The sequence below is a fragment of the Anaerobacillus sp. MEB173 genome (assembly GCF_052119505.1).
Taxonomy (GTDB): Bacteria; Bacillota; Bacilli; order Bacillales; family JBJMAU01; genus JBJMAU01.
Genome location: NZ_JBJMAU010000004.1, coordinates 284,481 through 301,633 on the forward strand (window position 1 = coordinate 284,481; position 17,153 = coordinate 301,633).

Below are 17,153 nucleotides of genomic sequence, written 5' to 3' on the forward strand. Positions count from 1 at the left end.
CGACTAGTTCACCCATTTTAAGCTAATTCCTTATTTTTAAAAATAGTCACCGCACTTATTACCATTGCAGCACTTAATAGTATTGTCATCATTACCGGCAGCCAAAATGAATCAGCAACTTGACCTACCATTACTAAACTTCCGATACTATCTGTTAATTGTGCTGGGCTCCAATTCATGAAATCACCAAGCAAATTCGTAGCTACTGATAAAACAATAATGGTAAAAAGCGTTAGAAATGCTGCCAAACCACTCACCTTGACTATTGCACTATAAAACAATGTCATCGTCAAAATAAACAAATACCAAAGCGCAAAGATAAGAAAGCTTTTTAAAAACAAACCAAAAGCGACCGGTCCAAATAAGACCGTCGTATAATACCAACCAGTAAAGTAACCAAGAAAAAGGGAAATCATGCCGATAAGCAAAAGACTAACCCATTTTGCAGTTATGTATTTTGAAATTGGTATCGGCTTAACTAAAATTATTGCTGCTAGCCCACTTTTTCTTTCAGAAGCAATAATTCCCATAAAAGCTAACACAATAATCAACATCCCTAATGTATTTAATTGGTTCATTGCCATTAAAAGTACTTGGTTACTTGTTGGCTTTGGTATTTCAAGAACAGCTCCTTCTGGTAACCCTCCAAAAATTTCAAGTATTACTGGCAGATAATATGAGCTAAGAGGGTCTGTCATTCCTAAAATAATAAATACGAGCGGCAACCAAATCCACTTAAAGTTACGCCACATTTCTAATAATTCTTTGTTAAATAAAGTTAGCCACTGATTCATCCCTTCACCACCTTTACAAATAAATCTTCTAGCGTCGTTCGTCCAATTTCAAACTTTAAAATTGGTATATTTTTGCTAACAATCTCTTCCAGGATAGCCAGTTTAGCTGCTTCCAGGTCATTTACGATAATTTTTGCTGTATTGCCTTCATGAATAATTTCCGCTACGATACTCCAATCTTTCATATGTTTAACATGGCTTTCAGCTTGACCGATCGTTTGAATAAAAATCATTGCTTGCTGATGAGCTGTTCGTAACGCTTCAAGACTATTTGCTTCCTTTATTTCCCCTTCATTAATAATGATGACATCATCACTTACCTCTTCCGCATCATTAAGTACATGTGTCGAAAAAAGAATGGTCGTATTTTTTTTTAACTTTGTAATCATTTCAAGAACCTCTCTACGTCCGAATGGATCAAGCGCCGAAACTGGTTCGTCAAGAAGTAGCAGCTTAGGCTGATGAATAATTGCTTGGGCAATGCCGAGTCTCTGTCTCATCCCACCTGAATATTTTCCTAATCGACGATTTTTTGCTTCGGCAATCCCTACCAATTCTAATAGTTTAACCGTTCTTGTCTTCGCCTCTTCCTTTGATAAATAGGAGAGCTTACCAGCATACTCCAAAAACTCTCTTCCAGTCATCCAATCATGAAAGACTGGCTGCTGTGGTAAATACCCAATATATCTACGTACATCCGCATTTTCTTTTTCATTTTCATATGTAATCGATCCGCTTGATGGCTTCAAAAGCCCGGCCAGCATCTTCAATATTGTTGTCTTTCCAGCACCGTTTGGTCCAAGCAGGGCTACACACCGCCCGCTTTCCAATGAGAAGGAGGCACCTTTTACTGCATCATGTTGCTTATATGATTTTGATAAATCTTTCGCCTCGATGAGTGCCATTTATGTTTGTCTCCTTCCCACGATAAAATATAAAATCGGTCCAATAATATTAAGAAACAAAATAATGATTAACCACAACCATTTTGGTCCATTTGTTTCTTCTATCCTGATCCAATCAATAATAGCGACAATGACTAAAATCAATTGTATGACAATAATCGGTGCTAATAGTGCCCATGGTATTGACTGAAAAGCTACATTTAACTCCTCCATATTAAAGATCCCCCTGTTATGTTATAAAGTCACTATTCCTTATTTTATAAAATTTTCCAATATTTTATAATATGCTTTGAAAATAACATACTTGCACTGTCTGTAAACAAATAAGATAAGACAAAAATATGGCGATTTAAAAGAGCATTACTGAATAGAGTCAGTTATGCTCTTACTTTAGGATTAATTGTTATTCGAAGGTTTGTCGTTTTGAGTTAACTCTTTATTGATACCTTCTTGTTCTTGTTCTGCAGCTGCAACTTCTGTAGTAGAATTCGTAAAATTGCTTACTTGCCCGCGAGATACATAGCTTTCCAGCATTGCCTTCAAATCCATACCAGTGCTCTCCTTCAGACTTTCTTGAAGACCTAGCATTGTTTTTGTCACATTGTTTGTGATTTTTGTAGCTCCACCATTCGATTCGGAACCACCCATATCAATGACTTTGATTCCTTCAATCTTAGAAAGTGGCTGGGCAATCTCATGTGCGTACTTAGGCAGCATATCGATAAACATTTCAATAATCGCCGCTTCACCGTATTTTTCCATTGCTTGTGCCATTAGCTCTTTCGCTTGGGCTTCGGCACGTCCGCGTTCACGAATGACTTCAGCCTCGGCAAGACCTTTTTGTTTTTCAATCTCTGCTTTTGTTTGCCCATCAATTCGTGATTTTTCAGCTTCAGCTTCTGCTTTTGCTTTAATATCATATGCATCAGCATCTGCAAGTGCTTTACGACGCTTTTGCTCCTCTAATTCAAGTTCAACCTGTCTTTGGCGTTCAATGTATTGAATTTTCATTTCCTCTTGTTTTACTTGCTGCGCTAATTTCGCTTTTTCCAATTCATATGCTTGCTCAGACTTTGCTCTTGCTCTTTCTGTTTCCTCCTTTATTTGCGCTTCTTTAATATCCTTTTCTTTCTTTGACTCAGCAACAGCTGTCAAGCGCATATTTTCTTCGTTTTGTGCTTCCTGATCATTTTTAGCTTTATAGATTCGTGTTTCTTTTTCAGCATCAGATTCTGCCATTTCGGCTTTTTTCCGTATTTCAGCAATACGCGGGCGGCCTAAATTTTCTAAGTAGCCATTTTCCTCATCGGCATCACGTATATCATCCAAACCGAACGACGTAATTTTAAAGCCCATATTATCCAGCTCTTTTTGGGCAATATTTTGAACTTGGTCATTAAATGATTCACGGTCATTATTAATTTCTGTAACCGTCATTTTTGAAAGTATTGCACGGAGGTTCGTACCAAGAACCTTTGAAACTTCTTCTTCAATTTCTGATTGTTTCTTCCCTAAGAATTGTTCAGCATAATTAGCGACACCAATTAATGTATCCGAAATTTTGACTGATGTAATGGCATCTGCAATAACGGGCACCCCTTGTGACGTGTATACTTTTGGCGTTGTTAATTTAATTTGAAAGGAGTTCAAATCAACCGGTGTACACGTCTGAAACATTTTCAAACGTATGCCGCCGCCACGGATAATTTTCAAGCTTCGGCCATTTTCATCGACAAAGATCCGCGAATCTTCCTCAGGATTTCCTAACTTCGGCCCCGTAATAATTAACGCTTGGTTCGAACTGGCTGTCTTATAGCGCTTCTTGTAAATGAAAAAAGCAATTCCACCGCCAATTAAGAGTATAAAGAGAATAATTCCGACCAAAATAAACCATATAATACTCATCATAAATCCTATCACCCCTATGAAGTATTTAAGCAGACAATGAATCCCCCTCATTTCTGCTCTTATTTTATGTACGAACAAAAAATGAGAAAGTTTCACATATTTTGAAATCAATTGGAAATATCGAACAATGAGTTACTATTGATAACTACTAAACAAGTACCTGTCAATATTGGCGAAAATTGATAGGGAATCGTACTAAAAAATTAACGTGATTACGAAACCTGTCTACATGTAATACCGTATAATAGAGGTAAGAGAAATAGATAAAAAAGTAGGAGACGATCATATGAAATCTGTTTTCACATTTCTTTTTCGTGGATTTGTATCTGTAAACGTTGGCGCTCTCTCTGGTTTCATTGCTTTTTTAGGATTAAACGCCTCCTTTGGCATGTCAGTGTTAGCCGGATTAATTGGCGGAGCCTCTTCCTATACCATCTTAAAATGGCGCGGCAAGCAAAAAGTGCTATCACAAAATCAATTAACGAGAAAAGAATTTAAATACATTCAAAGTAATTTACAGGAAGCAAAAGAGAAAATTAAGCGTCTGAATAACGCATTCGTCGGCAACCGGTCGATTTATGCCATGAGACAAATAGGAAAGCTTAGAAAAATGGTGAACAGAATCTATCAAATTGTAAAAAACGAACCAAAACGCTTTTATCAGGCAGAAAAGTTTTTCTTCTATCATTTAGACTCTGTAGTTGAATTATCTGAACGATATGTTTTCTTAACTCGTCAACCTGTCAAAGATAAGGATGTACGCCGATCATTATCGGAAACTGAAGTCACTCTCAAACATTTAATCCAGTCATTAGAAGAAGACTTATTGAACGTACTGTCGAATGATATTGATCACTTAAATTTTGAACTCGATGTTGCCAAACACACTCTCCGTCGTGAGAAGAATATGTTACCGAAAGAAAGGGACTAACGATATGGACCATGAAGAAAAAAATCAACATAACAGTAACAGTGATAGTGGAATAGCTGATTTACTCGCAAATCCATTTGGAGAGAGTAATGATGGATTTGAAAATAAGCAAGAAATACAAGAAAAGCCGAAAACGATCATTGACTCATTGTCACCAGCTCATCGCCAAAAAGCATACGAGCTCGCTAAACAAATAAATCCAGCTGATCAACAAGCGATCGTACAGTTCGGGACAATTCCCCAATCCAAGCTGTCAGATTTCTCACATTCGATGCTTGATCATGTTCAAAAGCAAGATACAGAGCCGATTGGACAAACGTTGAAAGAGCTGATGAAAAGACTTGAACAAGTTAATCCTGATGAGCTGCAAACAGAAAAGAAAAACTTTTTAACTAGAATATTTAAGAAAGTGTCAGGATCAGTAAACGAGATTCTTTCTAAATACCAAAAAATTGGTGCTCAAATCGATAAAATTGGTGTGAAACTAGATCATCAAAAGAAAGTTTTATTTGGTGATAATCAGTTACTTGAGGAATTGTTTCAAAAAAATAAAGAGTACTTCGATGGCTTAAATATTTATATTGCAGCTGGAGAGTTAAAGATGGACGAGCTTCATACTAAAGCCATTCCTGCCTTGAAGCAAAAAGCAGAACTTTCAAATGATCAAATGGTCTACCAAGAGCTAAACGATATGATTCAATTTTCTGATCGTCTTGAAAAAAGACTGCATGATTTAAAGCTAAGCAGACAAATGACAATTCAGAGCGCACCGCAAATTCGTCTCATTCAAAATACAAATCAAGCATTAATCGAAAAGATTCAATCATCTATACTGACTTCGATACCATTATGGAAAAATCAAGTGGCAATTGCCCTAACGCTTTTCCGGCAAAGAAAGGCAGTTGAAGCTCAAAAACAAGTCAGTCAAACAACAAATGATTTACTATTAAAAAATGCCGAAATGCTTAAAACAAATAGTATTGAAACAGCTGAAGAAAACGAACGCGGCCTAATCGACATTGAAACGCTCCAAAAAACGCAAGAAAACTTGATATCGACATTAGAAGAAACAATGCGCATTCAACAAGAAGGACGAACTAAGCGTCAGCAAGCTGAACAAGAACTCCTGAAAATGGAGGAGCAAATCAAACAAAAGCTGTTAGAGATGAGATAACATATCGTTCGCCACACCCAAAAACATTACCACTCTCTAAATAGTGGTAATTTCCTTTTAGTAATACTATAATAAAAATTGTTATTTTTATTATACGTGTGAAAGGATTGTTTTGAATGGAATGGAATACAGACGCGCAAGAACTACTTGATGAGCTAGTAAGTCCAATACCTGTCTTCGTTCGCCCGATGGCTCGTAAAGGAATTGAAAAGAAAATTGCTGAGGTAGCAGAAGGTTCTACAATCACAAAAGATGATGTAGTAAAAGGATACATTCTTGCATCACCAGGAAAAATGCAAGACCGTGCTGTCAAGCTATTGCAAGCAAAAAAAGTTGATTTAACACCATACCAATCACTACTGGAAGAAACAAAATAATAATAAACTACAAGGGGATGTCTTTTGAGGCATCCCTTGTTTCGTATTGTTAATCAACTTATTTTCTGGCTATAGATCCAATTAATGATCTGCTGCTTCTCATTTTCTGTAAATTGATAATTTGGCGAATCACAGCCTTCTTCATACAGAACTACTTGTAAAACTTCTTGATTCTTATTTAAAATAACCAATGCCTCTGGATCAACAATATCACTCGGCATATTGTCTGCTGAAAATGTAACAATACAGTGAGTCCATTCCTGTTCTTGATAACTATGGACAAGTTTGAAATTTGTAAGATTTGTTTCTGAATAACGCTCAAAGTTTAAATCAATCAAAATACTCTCTCCTACTCTTTAAAAATTAATTGTAGCATAACACAAAAAAACACTTAGATCATTTTCTAAGCGATTTTTTGAATACCCTTTTATACTGTTATATGTTTAAAATTCTTTACATCAAACAGTCCTTGAGCAGTTAATTTTAAATCTGGAATGACTGGCAATGATAAAAAAGACAACGTTAAGAAAGGATTAAATTCTTCGGTTACTCCTACTTTTTTCAACCCAACATTGAGCAATTCTAGATTCGTTAACACTTCCTGATAGGAAGAAGTGGACATAAGCCCGGCTAATTGTAATGGCAGCGCTGCAATAACCTTGCCTTCATTGACAACAACTAAACCACCTTGCATTTCTTTGATTTTCATTGCAGCAACCTTCATATCAAGATCATGAACACCTGCAATGACTAAGTTATGCGAATCATGTGCAACAGTCGATGCAATAGCTCCTGATTGCAAACCTAGACCTTTTACTATTCCAACTCCGATATGCCCCGTTAAGTGATGCCGTTCAATTACGGCTAATTTTAATTGATCCTTTCTTATTGACGTTTGAAACAAGCCTTGCTCATTTACCTTCACCTCTTCTACAAGATGTTTCGTAATAAGACTATTTGGTATGATTTCAATAATATTTGCTCTTTTTTCCTTAATCGATATTTGAAAATCAGCTTCGTTCAGAGGATTGAACTGAACTGTGTTTATTAATTCTGATACTTTAACGGTTTGTTCTTGCTCAGGGAAGTCAATCAGTTTTCCATCTTCAACGATGAGTTTGCCACCCTTATAAACATGTGAAATCTTTAGAGTGTCCATTTCATCAAGCAACAAAAAATCTGCCTGATAGCCTGGGGCAATCGCCCCTTTTTCCTCAAGTCCAAAGCATTGTGCTGTATTGATTGATGCCATTTGAATTGCTGTAACTGGATCTACTCCTTCATTTATAGCCAAACGAATGTTATGATCAATCGTTCCCTCATAAAGAATATCATCTAAATGTTTATCATCTGTGACAAATAAACAACGCCTTGCATTTCGGTCGTTCACAACTTTTATCAAAGCTTTTAAATTCTTTGCAACTGTTCCTTCACGGATCATCAAGTACATTCCCCGTTGCAGACGTTCTGTTGCTTCTTTTGCTGTTGTGCATTCATGATCTGTTCGTATCCCTGCTGACATATAAACATTTAGGTCACTTGCTTGAAGCCCCGCAGCATGTCCATCAATCTTGGCACCTCTGCGTTTTGTTTCTAGTATTTTTTCTAGCATTCTATCCTCACCATTCAATACCGCAGGAAAATCCATCACTTCTGCCAAGCCTAACACTCTAGGATGATCGAAAAAAGGAAGAAGCTCTTCTATCTCTAACTTTGCGCCTGAAAGCTCAAAATTTGTAGCTGGAACACACGAAGAAAGCATAAAGTAAACATCAAAAGGAAGCTCCTCTGAGGAATCAATCATATACTGGATTCCTTTGACACCTGAAACATTGGCAATTTCATGAGGATCAGCAATCACTGTCGTAACCCCATGTGGCAGTTCCAACTTGGCAAATTCCCGAGGTGAAATCATCGAAGATTCAATATGGACATGTCCATCAATAAATGCAGGACTTACATAGCAACCAGCCGCATCAACAGTCTTCTTCCCATGAAAATTACCAATTCCTACAAAATAACCATCCGCTACGGCGATATCTCCTGTGATCACTTCGCCATTAAACACATCAATGATCTTACCGTTCTTTATGACAAGATCTGCCTCCTCCCTTCCTGCAGCAACGTCGATTCTGCGTTTTAATATTCTTTTGTCCATTGTTTTCCCCCACCAGTTCATTTCATTATAGTGACGCTTACAAGCATATTAGACCTCTTGTCTTAATATTCCTTCTTATCCTTTGCCTTTTCCCACATTTTAAATGGTAACGCATAATTTTTTATTTTTAATCGCTTCATTTTCATATTTCTACTTTCGATTGGCAATGCAATTTCATCATAAATAAAATAATCATCAAAGCCGATTTTTGCAGCTTCTTCCTTTGTACTTGCAAAATAGACTGCTTTTGGTCTTGCCCAATAAATTGCTCCAATACACATAGGACAAGGCTCACAACTTGTATAAATTTCACAGCCAGTTAACTGAAAATGCTGTAAATAATCACAAGCCGCCCGAATTGCCTGGACCTCTGCATGTGCAGTGGGATCATTTTTTGCTGTCACTTCATTTTTTCCAACACCAATAACAATTCCATCTTTGATCACTAACGCACCAAAAGGACCGCCTTGATTATTTGAAACATTTTCACAAGCAATTTGAATTGCCTTTTCCATAAACTTTATATCAGTCAACATATTCACCACTTTCAGTAAAGTGACTACACAAAAACTATAGTATATTCATTTATACTCATGTTAGATTGTGAGAATGTTTATGACAAAAAAATTTTTTTGTTTTATAAAAAGAAAAGGGCTTAGTAAAAAAAAACAGTTCATTCAACCATGAACTGTTTTATCTACATAGACTGCTTTCGATTCCTTATCCAAACCGTTAGATAACCAATTCCAATTGTCCCAACATTTAAAATAATGATATAAATAGTCAACATTCGATTCAAGAAATCACTTTCACTTATCGAGTCAGGAATAAACGCAATAATGAAAATGACAAATACTACAATTGGATGTAACCACCATGGATTAGGTTTTCTATAAAGAAACTGCTCATTCATTACGTAATGAACAACGTATAATACCGTTAACATCGAAGTAAAAATTGCCATAATGTAAATCGTTAGAAAAAGTGATTCTAAGCGTTCAATAAATCCTCCTGCAATTTCAATTTCCTTGGCTAGCTCAACAGAAGGAAAAACCATTAACTTTGTCATTTCGGTACCAAATACTGCATATGTTGTTACCGTCAATAACACGAAAATAAAAACCGCTGCACCCATAAATATAGTTTGCGGTAATGCACGGATATCTGCCATCCTCATCTGTTTCATAATAAAAAAATAAACTAAAAAAGCACTAAATGGGAACATTGCCGGTAAGACTCCAGAAAGTACAGGAAATACCCCTTCACTCATGATTGGCAGCAATTGTTCAAAATCCGTATTTCCCACGTTAAAAATAATTGCAAATAGTACGGTTAGCAAAATAATTGGAGTAAATAACAAATGGATATGGATTACTCCTTGCAACCCTTTTGATACGCCATATGCTACAACAAGCAAAAAAACACCAACTACAACTTCAGACGGGGTTTGATTAATTAAATACATTTCTAATGTTATGGCTAACATTCTTGAAATCGTCCCCAGTGCAATCAAAAACCAAATAATCCACAGAAGAGCAATCGTTTTTGCTCCCCACTTCCCAACCTTTCCCCTTCCAATGTATTGGAGGTACGACTGGTAAGGAAAATTCCGTTGCAATCGAATATATAAATAAATGAGCAACATAGTAATTAATCCTGCAATAATGACGGAAATCCAGCCGTCTGCTGTACCGACTTCATTTGCTAATCTACTTGGGATCCTAAGGACCGCCACTCCAAAAATAGTAGAAACTAAAGTAATTCCCGCTTCTGCTTGTGTTATTTGATACTCATTTTTTATAACCATTAGCAACCCTCATTTTTTATGGTAACTACTTTTAACCTATATTCTGCATTCTAATTTCAGCAGCTTATTTTTTCATCGCCATAAATGGATATATTTAGTTTTCTCCAAAATGAATCACATTATTTTTCTAGTTTAAAGGTAATCACGTTTAGGATAACATTTTTTAGCTCCTTCTAAATTTAAATGGAACTTTTTTACACTAAATGACGTCTTATAGATGTAGTTAAATTCTAATCAGAGGTGATTAAAGTGTTTAAGTTCAAAAAAGCTTTTATCATTGGTCTTGTCATTGGTTCATTAGGGTTTGCCTCATTATCAACTGCTGGAAACTTTGTTCAAAATATAACGGTTAATACGAAGCCAATCACATTAAAAGAAAACGGTGTTGAAATTCAGCACGATAGCATTAATCCGAAAAATAGTATGTACTATAACGGCAGAACATGGGTTCCATCTGCAATGATTTACGAGGGAACAACCTATGTCCCTATTCGTGTAGTGGCAGAAAGCTTTGGGAAAGATGTTGTGTGGGAAAGCAAAACTAGAAGTATTTCATTTAATGATGCTCACACAGTTCCTCGTCCAACAACAAAGAAAATTCCTGTTTTTGTTGAAGGGATGACTGATATGCGGGAGGCAAAATTAAAAAATGGTAACTTAAACTACGATATGTATGTATTAAACAATTTCTCATTGGAAGCCGAAGAACCTTTCCGGGATGTGCTGCTCTCCAATTTTGACAGCAGTTTCTTTGTTCGAATCGAAGTCTTGGATCAAAAAGTGAATATGACAAACTATAAAAACGATCTAAAAAATAGTTTGGACGGAAAAGTACATGATCTTAATCCTAATCAAATTTTCGATAGCTTTTTCCATAACGCTGACTTTTATTTATTACAAGAAGCGAAAAATGGCAACGTGAATGTTTCGATTACTCATCTGGTAAGAGACTATGGAACAAAAAAACTGAAGTTCACCATCCATATTCCTGCAAAAGAAGCCGCGGAAGGCATTGGTCCTAGTTTTTGGGCAATGTTAAAAACCATTGAAACGAAATAAAACTCTTTCAGATAAAGAGACACTTGGGAAAGGTTCGTTCCCAAGTGTCTTTCGTTTTATTTTTTTATTTTAAGAAATGTAGGTGATACTAAAGGTGAAAAGGAGGGAATCATATTGACGAACATTATAGATGGAATGGATGAAGCAAGATTTAAAGCGGGAAAGCCTTCAAGTAACAATCGTGAACAAAAAGGAAAAGAAGCTAAAAAGAAAATGCCTACGGTTTTAAAGAATCTAAAAAATGGATCATAAAATTCTATTTGAGAGTGCATATAGCACTCTCTATTTTCTAAACTAAAAACAGTTTTCACCTTTTTTTAGTTACCAGCCTTTCTTTTTTTGCACAAATTACACAACCAAGAAGGTTTTAACTCCCTAGCTGTTTCAATTTGTTACCCCTTTATCTCAATCTTATAATCTTCCAACCACGTATTCATTTGTGATAAATGAGCAATCAGTTGAGGACCGCTCATTAGTTGACCGAACAAGTGGATAGTACACAAAACCCTAAAATAACAATGTAAAATTTAAAAATCTACTATTATCATTTCTGCAAGTCCAATTTTTTCTAAGTATTGAACGATTTCTTGGTGTTTTGGATGAGGTCCATATTCCTCAAAATGTTTCCTACTTTCAAAGCGAACCGAAAGTCCAAAATCATATCCTTGACTCTTCTCTGAAAAATTTAACCCAGCTTGCAAATCGATAATTCCAGCAATTTCATTTTTTAGTTTCTTTAACTGAACAATTAAATTGTCTTTTTCCTCTTTTGTTGTACTAGGTTTAAATTTAAACAAAACAATATGTTGAATCATATTTCCCTACCCTTTCTTTTATCTTCTTGTAGATGTTATCGTCTATTCTTTTGATTCAAACTGGCAAGCTATCTCATCTAATACTTTAATACTTTCCCTTGCAGCGGTATCAAACATAACTGAGGTCACCGTTGCTTCTGTCAAAAGCTCATTCCTTTGGTTATAAATATCTTGTTTTAATACAAAGCTCTTATTCCCTATCTTTATTGGTTTAGTTATTACTTCTAACGTATCCCCAAGTCTAGCTTCTTTTAAGAACATAATGTCTAGCTTTAATATGACTGTGCCAATATTCCTTTTTTGCATTTCATCGAATGGAATTCCAGCATATTCGTACCATTTTTTACGGGCCTGTTCTAAGTATGAAACATATTTAATATTGTTAACGTGCCCAACTTCATCCATATCTTCATCTTTCGTTTTTATCTTTAATACAACATCCAAAATGAACACCTCTTCTTTCCAGAAAATCAATAGATTTATGAATAATACACAACTCCATCATTTAACTCTTTTTTATCTTACCTTTTTCTTCCAAATATTCTAAATGACCAACAATTTCTGACATAACAAATCGGAACTTTTTTACATACTTTTTTTCGTCGATCTCTTGTGCTAATTCACTACCTGTAGAAACACCACTTTTTATTAAATCAAAGACTTGACCAGACTTTCCTTCTATTTCGGTGAGTTTTTCTGAAATAATGTTTTTTGAATTTCTAATCACCTCTCCATGCCCTGGAAAAATAACTTTAATATTCATTTTTAAACATTTAGTAAGTGATTGAATATGTTGGCTTAATGAGTGTAACCTCTTACCAGATAGATCTGGACCAACAAGTGGGTTCGTTGAGATGTGCTCCATCACTAGATCCCCACTAAAAAGAAACTTTTCTTTTTCATGATAAAATCCTATTTGATCTGCAGAATGCCCTGGTAATGATACTACCTTAAACCCTACAATCGTTTCATTTTCTTTTAGGGGGATAATATTTGCATGGAGTTTCAGATGATCGCTGTTTAGTGATTGGTGCAACCGTTCTAAAATCTGACCACCCTTTATGTTACAATTCATTTCTTGATATAGCCTTTCAAAAAATGCAATTTTCATTTTCAGAAAATCTTTATCTCTGATTAAATTAGGGATTCCATTATTGTGAGCATAGACTTTAATCTCTTTATTAACAGATAGAATCCTATTTACTAACCCTATATGGTCGATATGGTGATGAGTTAATAAAATCTCTGTTATATCTTGCATAGAATAGCCGTTGTCACTTAATGTTTCTTGTAGTTTATTCCAACAATCTTCCGTATTCCATCAAGCATCGATCAAACATAGAGAGTCATTATTTTTTACTAAATAAAAATTTGTTGTTTTAAGACCTGTTGATAATGGGACTATGATCGGAAAGATTTTAAGAGAATTTTTTACAGTATACATCTTATCACATCCTTGCTATAACAAAATCGTTCTCCATAAAAATAAAAGAGGCTCGCTTTTAAAGAATGCCAGCCTCAGAGATTGTGCAAATTAGTTAACTATTAACTGCAACTTTTTTAAATTCTTCTGTTATAAGCGGCAAGACTTCAAATAAATCACCAACAATGCCATAATCAGCAATATTAAAGATTGGTGCCTCTGGATCTTTGTTAATTGCTACTATCACTTTTGCATTACTCATTCCAGCTACATGCTGAATTGCTCCAGAAATCCCGCAAGCAATGTAAAGGTCTGGTGTTACAACTTTACCTGTCTGACCAATTTGTAAGGAGTAGTCGCAGTAATCTGCATCACATGCTCCACGTGATGCACCAACAGCACCTCCTAATACATCAGCAAGCTCTTGAATTGGCTTAAAGCCATCAGCACTTTTTACACCACGGCCTCCTGAAACGATCACTTTTGCTTCAGAAAGGTCAATACCGCCAGTCGTTTTACGAACAATATCTTTTATCACTGTTCGTAAATCTTTAATATCAACATTAACCTCACGGACTTCACCAGAACGGGACTCGTCTTTCTCCAATGGTGCAATGTTGTTTGGACGGATCGTTGCAAATACAATCCCATCTTGAATCACTTTCTTTTCAAAAGCCTTACCTGAATAAATTGGACGAGTAAAGAGTACTTCTTCGCCAGCAACTTCAACACTTACGGCATCAGAAATTAATCCTGATTTTAATTTAGCAGCAATTCTTGGTGAAATATCCTTACCAATAGCTGTATGTCCTAAAATCAATCCTTCTGGTTTTTCAGCATCCAACACTTGTAAAATTGCTTGTAAAAACGCATCAGGTGTATAAGCTCTCAAATCGGGATGTTCAACTGTAATAACTCGATCTGCACCATAGTGAATGATTTCATTTGCTAATATATTAACATTTTCTCCTAGAAGTAATCCAACAACCTCTCCACCGTTAGCGACTTCCTTTGCTGCAGCAATTGCTTCATACGAAACAGCACGTAATTCTCCATTACGAATTTCACCTAAAACTACTACTTTTTTAGCCACATAAACTCCTCCTACTTAGATAACTTTCGCTTCAGATTTTAATAATGAAACTAATTCTCTTACTTGCTCATCGATTTCACCTTCTAAAACTTTTCCTGCTTCTTTCGTTGGTGGTAAAAAGCGTTCAACGACCTTTGTTTTTGCTTCTACATCATCTTCATCTAAATCTAAATCATCTAACTCTAATATCTCAAGCGGCTTTTTCTTCGCCTTCATAATTCCTGGTAATGACGGATAACGTGGTTCATTCAATCCTTGCTGGCATGTTACAAGTACTGGCAGTGAAACCTCAACTACTTCATGATCCCCTTCAACATCACGCTCAATGATTGCCTTATCTCCTTCAACGTCTAGCTTCGTTATTGTAGTAACAGCTGACATACCTAGTTCTACGGCTAAGCGTGGTCCTACTTGCCCTGAACCATTATCAACAGCAACATTCCCTGCAAACACAATGTCAGCTTGTTTATCTTTCAAGTATGCTGCTAAGATCATTGCTGTAGTGAATTGATCTCCAGCTTCAACATCTTCACTGTCAATTAAAACCGCTTTATCTGCACCCATCGCTAAGGCGGTGCGAAGCTCTTTCTCACCGTCTTCATCACCTACAGTAACAACAGTTACTTCACCACCATGCTCATCACGTAGGTTAATAGCTTCCTCAACAGCATATTCATCATATGGATTTATAATAAATTCTGCACCCTCCTCAACTACTGTGCCATTATTAATTGTAATCTTTTCTTCTGTATCAAAGGTTCGCTTCAAAACTACAAAAATATTCATTGTATTCCTCCATTCAGTTTAATCTATCTTGTAAACTACCTATATTAATTTCATTACAATACCTCAACAATCATAGCGGCAGCAGGACCGCCACCTGCGCACAATGAAGCACAGCCATAACGTGCCCCTCTTCGTTTTATCTCACTAAGTAATGAAACAACCATACGTGCTCCAGTACAACCAACTGGATGACCTAGTGAAATCCCCGATCCATTGGCATTTACTTTATCCATATCTAGCTTTAGTTCACGATTTACTGCTAAAAATTGAGCTGCAAATGCTTCGTTTATTTCCCAATAATCGATTTGATCCTTCGTTAACTTAGCGAATTGTAACGCCTTTTCGACTGCTGGAACTACTCCAATTCCCATCACTTTCGGATCTACTGCTGCAGAAGCAGACGATATGATTCTAGCCATCGGTTTTAAGCCTAGTTCATTTGCTTTGTCTCTAGACATAAGGATTAATGCTGCAGCACCATCACTAAGACTAGAAGCATTACCGGCAGTAACAGTCCCATCCTTTTTAAAAACTGGTTTCAGCTTTGATAGTGATTCTATTGTTAGGTTTGAATTTGGATGTTCATCTTTATCAAAAACGACTGTACCTTTTCTTGTACTTAGTTCAACTGGAGCAATTTGTTCGTTAAACCTTTCTTCCTTTATAGCTTGACTTGCTCGTTTATGGCTAAGTAGTGCCAGCTCATCTTGTTCGCCTCGAGAAATTTCATACATTTCTACTAAGTTTTCAGCTGTTACACCCATATGATAATTATTAAACGCGTCGACTAAAGCATCATGAAGGAGAGCGTCGACAACTTCACTATTTCCCATCCTGTATCCTTTTCTAGCTCGTGGTAACAAGTATGGTACGTTTGTCATACTTTCATAGCCAACTGCTGCACCAATATCGATCTTGCCTAACATAATGTTTTGTGCTAATATTTCTGTTGCCCGTAACGAAGACGGACATTGCTGATTGATTGTTGAAGACACCGTTTCGACGCTACATCCCGCACCTAACGTTACTTGTCTAGCTGTATTCCCTTTACAGCCAGATTGATAGATATGTCCTCCAACTACTTCTTCAACTTGACCAGCATCTATACCCGCACCCTTAATCGCAGCCTTCAGTGCAACAACACCTAAATCAACAGCTGAAACATCACTTAATGCCCCAAAGTAATCACCAATTGGTGTTCTTTTTCCACTTACAATTACAACTTCACGCATAAGTACCTCCCTTTTAAAAATGTTCTTTTACTATTTCTGTTATGACGAGAAAGTCAGAGGGGATTTGTTACTGCCCCTTCATCAGACTATTTGCAATTAAACTAGCCTGACTAGTAATATATTCTTCCATTGTAACTTCTCTTTTAAGTGACCTATATTGAAGCGTCCATAATTGTGCGATCATTCGAATATTTTGGGACAATAAATAAGTATTTTTTTTAGAACGTGAACTTTCCTCAACCTCAAGACAGGGTCGAATTAGATCTTCTACAGCTTTATTAAGAAGATCCTCATTTTTCAGCAGAAGGTTTTGACTCTCTTTAGGAATCGATTTAAACTCTTGTAATATAATTAATATTTCGTCCTTCATTTCATCATAAATACGAACTAAAAATTCAATTATTTCATTCAGTCGTATATACCCTTCTACTTCAATACTCTCAAATTCTTGTATCTTACATAATAAATCTGCATAGATACTTTCTATTACAGAAATAAGAATATTTTCTTTACAGCCAAAGTATTTAAAAACACTCCCAAAGCTCATACTGGCTTCACTAGCAATTTCCCTTGTTGTCGTTCTCTCATAACCCTTTTCGATAATTAATCCGATTGTAGCTTGAATAATAATCTCTCTTTTTTCATTTGCAAAATCGTTTTTTTCTAAGATTAAAAGTGACATAATGTAGAT

19 protein-coding genes and 1 pseudogene are annotated in these 17,153 nt (G+C 36.0%); 5 read left to right on the forward strand and 15 right to left on the reverse strand.

Translation table 11 applies throughout. The annotated features are described in order from the left end of the window. Positions 1-17: 17 nt before the first annotated feature. The 4 genes from ACJ2A9_RS11310 to ACJ2A9_RS11325 all read right to left on the reverse strand — a co-directional run bounded on the left by ACJ2A9_RS11310 (position 18) and on the right by ACJ2A9_RS11325 (position 3,604). Complete coding sequence (locus ACJ2A9_RS11310; RefSeq protein WP_441421755.1) at positions 18-794, reverse strand: ABC transporter permease; 777 nt, start codon at positions 792-794, stop codon at positions 18-20. Then, positions 791-1,699, reverse strand: a complete 909-nt coding sequence (locus ACJ2A9_RS11315; RefSeq protein ID WP_441421756.1) for an ATP-binding cassette domain-containing protein — start codon at positions 1,697-1,699, stop codon at positions 791-793. Before ACJ2A9_RS11315 ends, ACJ2A9_RS11310 begins: the two co-directional genes overlap by 4 nt. Further along, positions 1,700-1,912: a PLDc N-terminal domain-containing protein gene (locus ACJ2A9_RS11320; protein WP_441421757.1), complete on the reverse strand. Its 213-nt coding sequence runs from the start codon at positions 1,910-1,912 to the stop codon at positions 1,700-1,702. 183 nt (positions 1,913-2,095) lie between these two features. Further along, positions 2,096-3,604 (reverse strand): flotillin family protein, encoded by a 1,509-nt coding sequence (locus tag ACJ2A9_RS11325; protein ID WP_441421862.1) that lies wholly within the window; start codon positions 3,602-3,604, stop codon positions 2,096-2,098. Positions 3,605-3,893: 289 nt separating this feature from the next. Here ACJ2A9_RS11325 and ACJ2A9_RS11330 point away from each other — a divergent pair, with 289 nt between their 5' ends. The 3 genes from ACJ2A9_RS11330 to ACJ2A9_RS11340 all read left to right on the forward strand — a co-directional run bounded on the left by ACJ2A9_RS11330 (position 3,894) and on the right by ACJ2A9_RS11340 (position 6,089). Further along, complete coding sequence (locus ACJ2A9_RS11330; protein ID WP_441421758.1) at positions 3,894-4,538, forward strand: 5-bromo-4-chloroindolyl phosphate hydrolysis family protein; 645 nt, start codon at positions 3,894-3,896, stop codon at positions 4,536-4,538. Positions 4,539-4,542: 4 nt separating this feature from the next. After that, positions 4,543-5,712 carry a toxic anion resistance protein gene (locus ACJ2A9_RS11335; RefSeq protein ID WP_441421759.1) on the forward strand — a complete coding sequence of 390 codons (1,170 nt, stop codon included), beginning with the start codon at positions 4,543-4,545 and terminating at the stop codon, positions 5,710-5,712. Positions 5,713-5,828: 116 nt separating this feature from the next. Further along, on the forward strand, positions 5,829-6,089 hold the full coding sequence (locus ACJ2A9_RS11340) for a DUF2621 family protein (RefSeq protein ID WP_441421760.1): 261 nt from the start codon (positions 5,829-5,831) through the stop codon (positions 6,087-6,089). A 53-nt stretch (positions 6,090-6,142) separates the two neighbouring features. On the opposite strand, the gene ACJ2A9_RS11345 is transcribed toward ACJ2A9_RS11340, so the two are convergent. From ACJ2A9_RS11345 to ACJ2A9_RS11360, 4 genes are all read right to left on the reverse strand, one after another. After that, positions 6,143-6,427, reverse strand: coding sequence for a hypothetical protein (locus ACJ2A9_RS11345; RefSeq protein ID WP_441421761.1), 285 nt, complete (start codon positions 6,425-6,427; stop codon positions 6,143-6,145). An 89-nt stretch (positions 6,428-6,516) separates the two neighbouring features. Further along, positions 6,517-8,247 carry an adenine deaminase gene (gene ade / locus ACJ2A9_RS11350; protein ID WP_441421762.1) on the reverse strand — a complete coding sequence of 577 codons (1,731 nt, stop codon included), beginning with the start codon at positions 8,245-8,247 and terminating at the stop codon, positions 6,517-6,519. Positions 8,248-8,309: 62 nt separating this feature from the next. Continuing rightward, positions 8,310-8,783, reverse strand: coding sequence for a nucleoside deaminase (locus ACJ2A9_RS11355; protein ID WP_441421763.1), 474 nt, complete (start codon positions 8,781-8,783; stop codon positions 8,310-8,312). Between the two features lie 161 nt (positions 8,784-8,944). Further along, entirely contained in the window at positions 8,945-10,054 is a 1,110-nt protein-coding gene (locus ACJ2A9_RS11360) for a GerAB/ArcD/ProY family transporter (protein ID WP_441421764.1), read from the reverse strand. Positions 10,055-10,303: 249 nt separating this feature from the next. Between ACJ2A9_RS11360 and ACJ2A9_RS11365 the strand changes: the two genes are divergently transcribed. Continuing rightward, the gene (locus ACJ2A9_RS11365) at positions 10,304-11,113 is read left to right on the forward strand and encodes a stalk domain-containing protein (RefSeq protein ID WP_441421765.1); all 810 of its coding nucleotides are present in this window, start codon (positions 10,304-10,306) and stop codon (positions 11,111-11,113) included. Positions 11,114-11,227: 114 nt separating this feature from the next. After that, positions 11,228-11,365, forward strand: coding sequence for a hypothetical protein (locus ACJ2A9_RS11370; RefSeq protein WP_441421766.1), 138 nt, complete (start codon positions 11,228-11,230; stop codon positions 11,363-11,365). 275 nt (positions 11,366-11,640) lie between these two features. Here the strand turns inward: ACJ2A9_RS11370 and ACJ2A9_RS11375 are convergent, their stop codons facing one another. From ACJ2A9_RS11375 to ACJ2A9_RS11405, 7 genes and pseudogenes are all read right to left on the reverse strand, one after another. Next, positions 11,641-11,928, reverse strand: a complete 288-nt coding sequence (locus ACJ2A9_RS11375) for a Dabb family protein (protein ID WP_441421767.1) — start codon at positions 11,926-11,928, stop codon at positions 11,641-11,643. A 42-nt stretch (positions 11,929-11,970) separates the two neighbouring features. Further along, complete coding sequence (locus tag ACJ2A9_RS11380) at positions 11,971-12,372, reverse strand: acyl-CoA thioesterase (protein ID WP_441421768.1); 402 nt, start codon at positions 12,370-12,372, stop codon at positions 11,971-11,973. 61 nt (positions 12,373-12,433) lie between these two features. Further along, positions 12,434-13,198 (reverse strand): annotated as a pseudogene (locus tag ACJ2A9_RS11385) (MBL fold metallo-hydrolase); the annotation flags it as partial. Between the two features lie 268 nt (positions 13,199-13,466). Beyond that, complete coding sequence (locus tag ACJ2A9_RS11390) at positions 13,467-14,444, reverse strand: electron transfer flavoprotein subunit alpha/FixB family protein (RefSeq protein WP_441421769.1); 978 nt, start codon at positions 14,442-14,444, stop codon at positions 13,467-13,469. A gap of 15 nt (positions 14,445-14,459) precedes the next feature. Further along, positions 14,460-15,230 (reverse strand): electron transfer flavoprotein subunit beta/FixA family protein, encoded by a 771-nt coding sequence (locus tag ACJ2A9_RS11395; protein ID WP_441421770.1) that lies wholly within the window; start codon positions 15,228-15,230, stop codon positions 14,460-14,462. A 53-nt stretch (positions 15,231-15,283) separates the two neighbouring features. Beyond that, positions 15,284-16,462, reverse strand: coding sequence for a thiolase family protein (locus tag ACJ2A9_RS11400; RefSeq protein ID WP_441421771.1), 1,179 nt, complete (start codon positions 16,460-16,462; stop codon positions 15,284-15,286). Positions 16,463-16,529: 67 nt separating this feature from the next. Then, on the reverse strand, positions 16,530-17,144 hold the full coding sequence (locus tag ACJ2A9_RS11405; protein ID WP_441421772.1) for a TetR/AcrR family transcriptional regulator: 615 nt from the start codon (positions 17,142-17,144) through the stop codon (positions 16,530-16,532). Positions 17,145-17,153 lie beyond the last annotated feature (9 nt).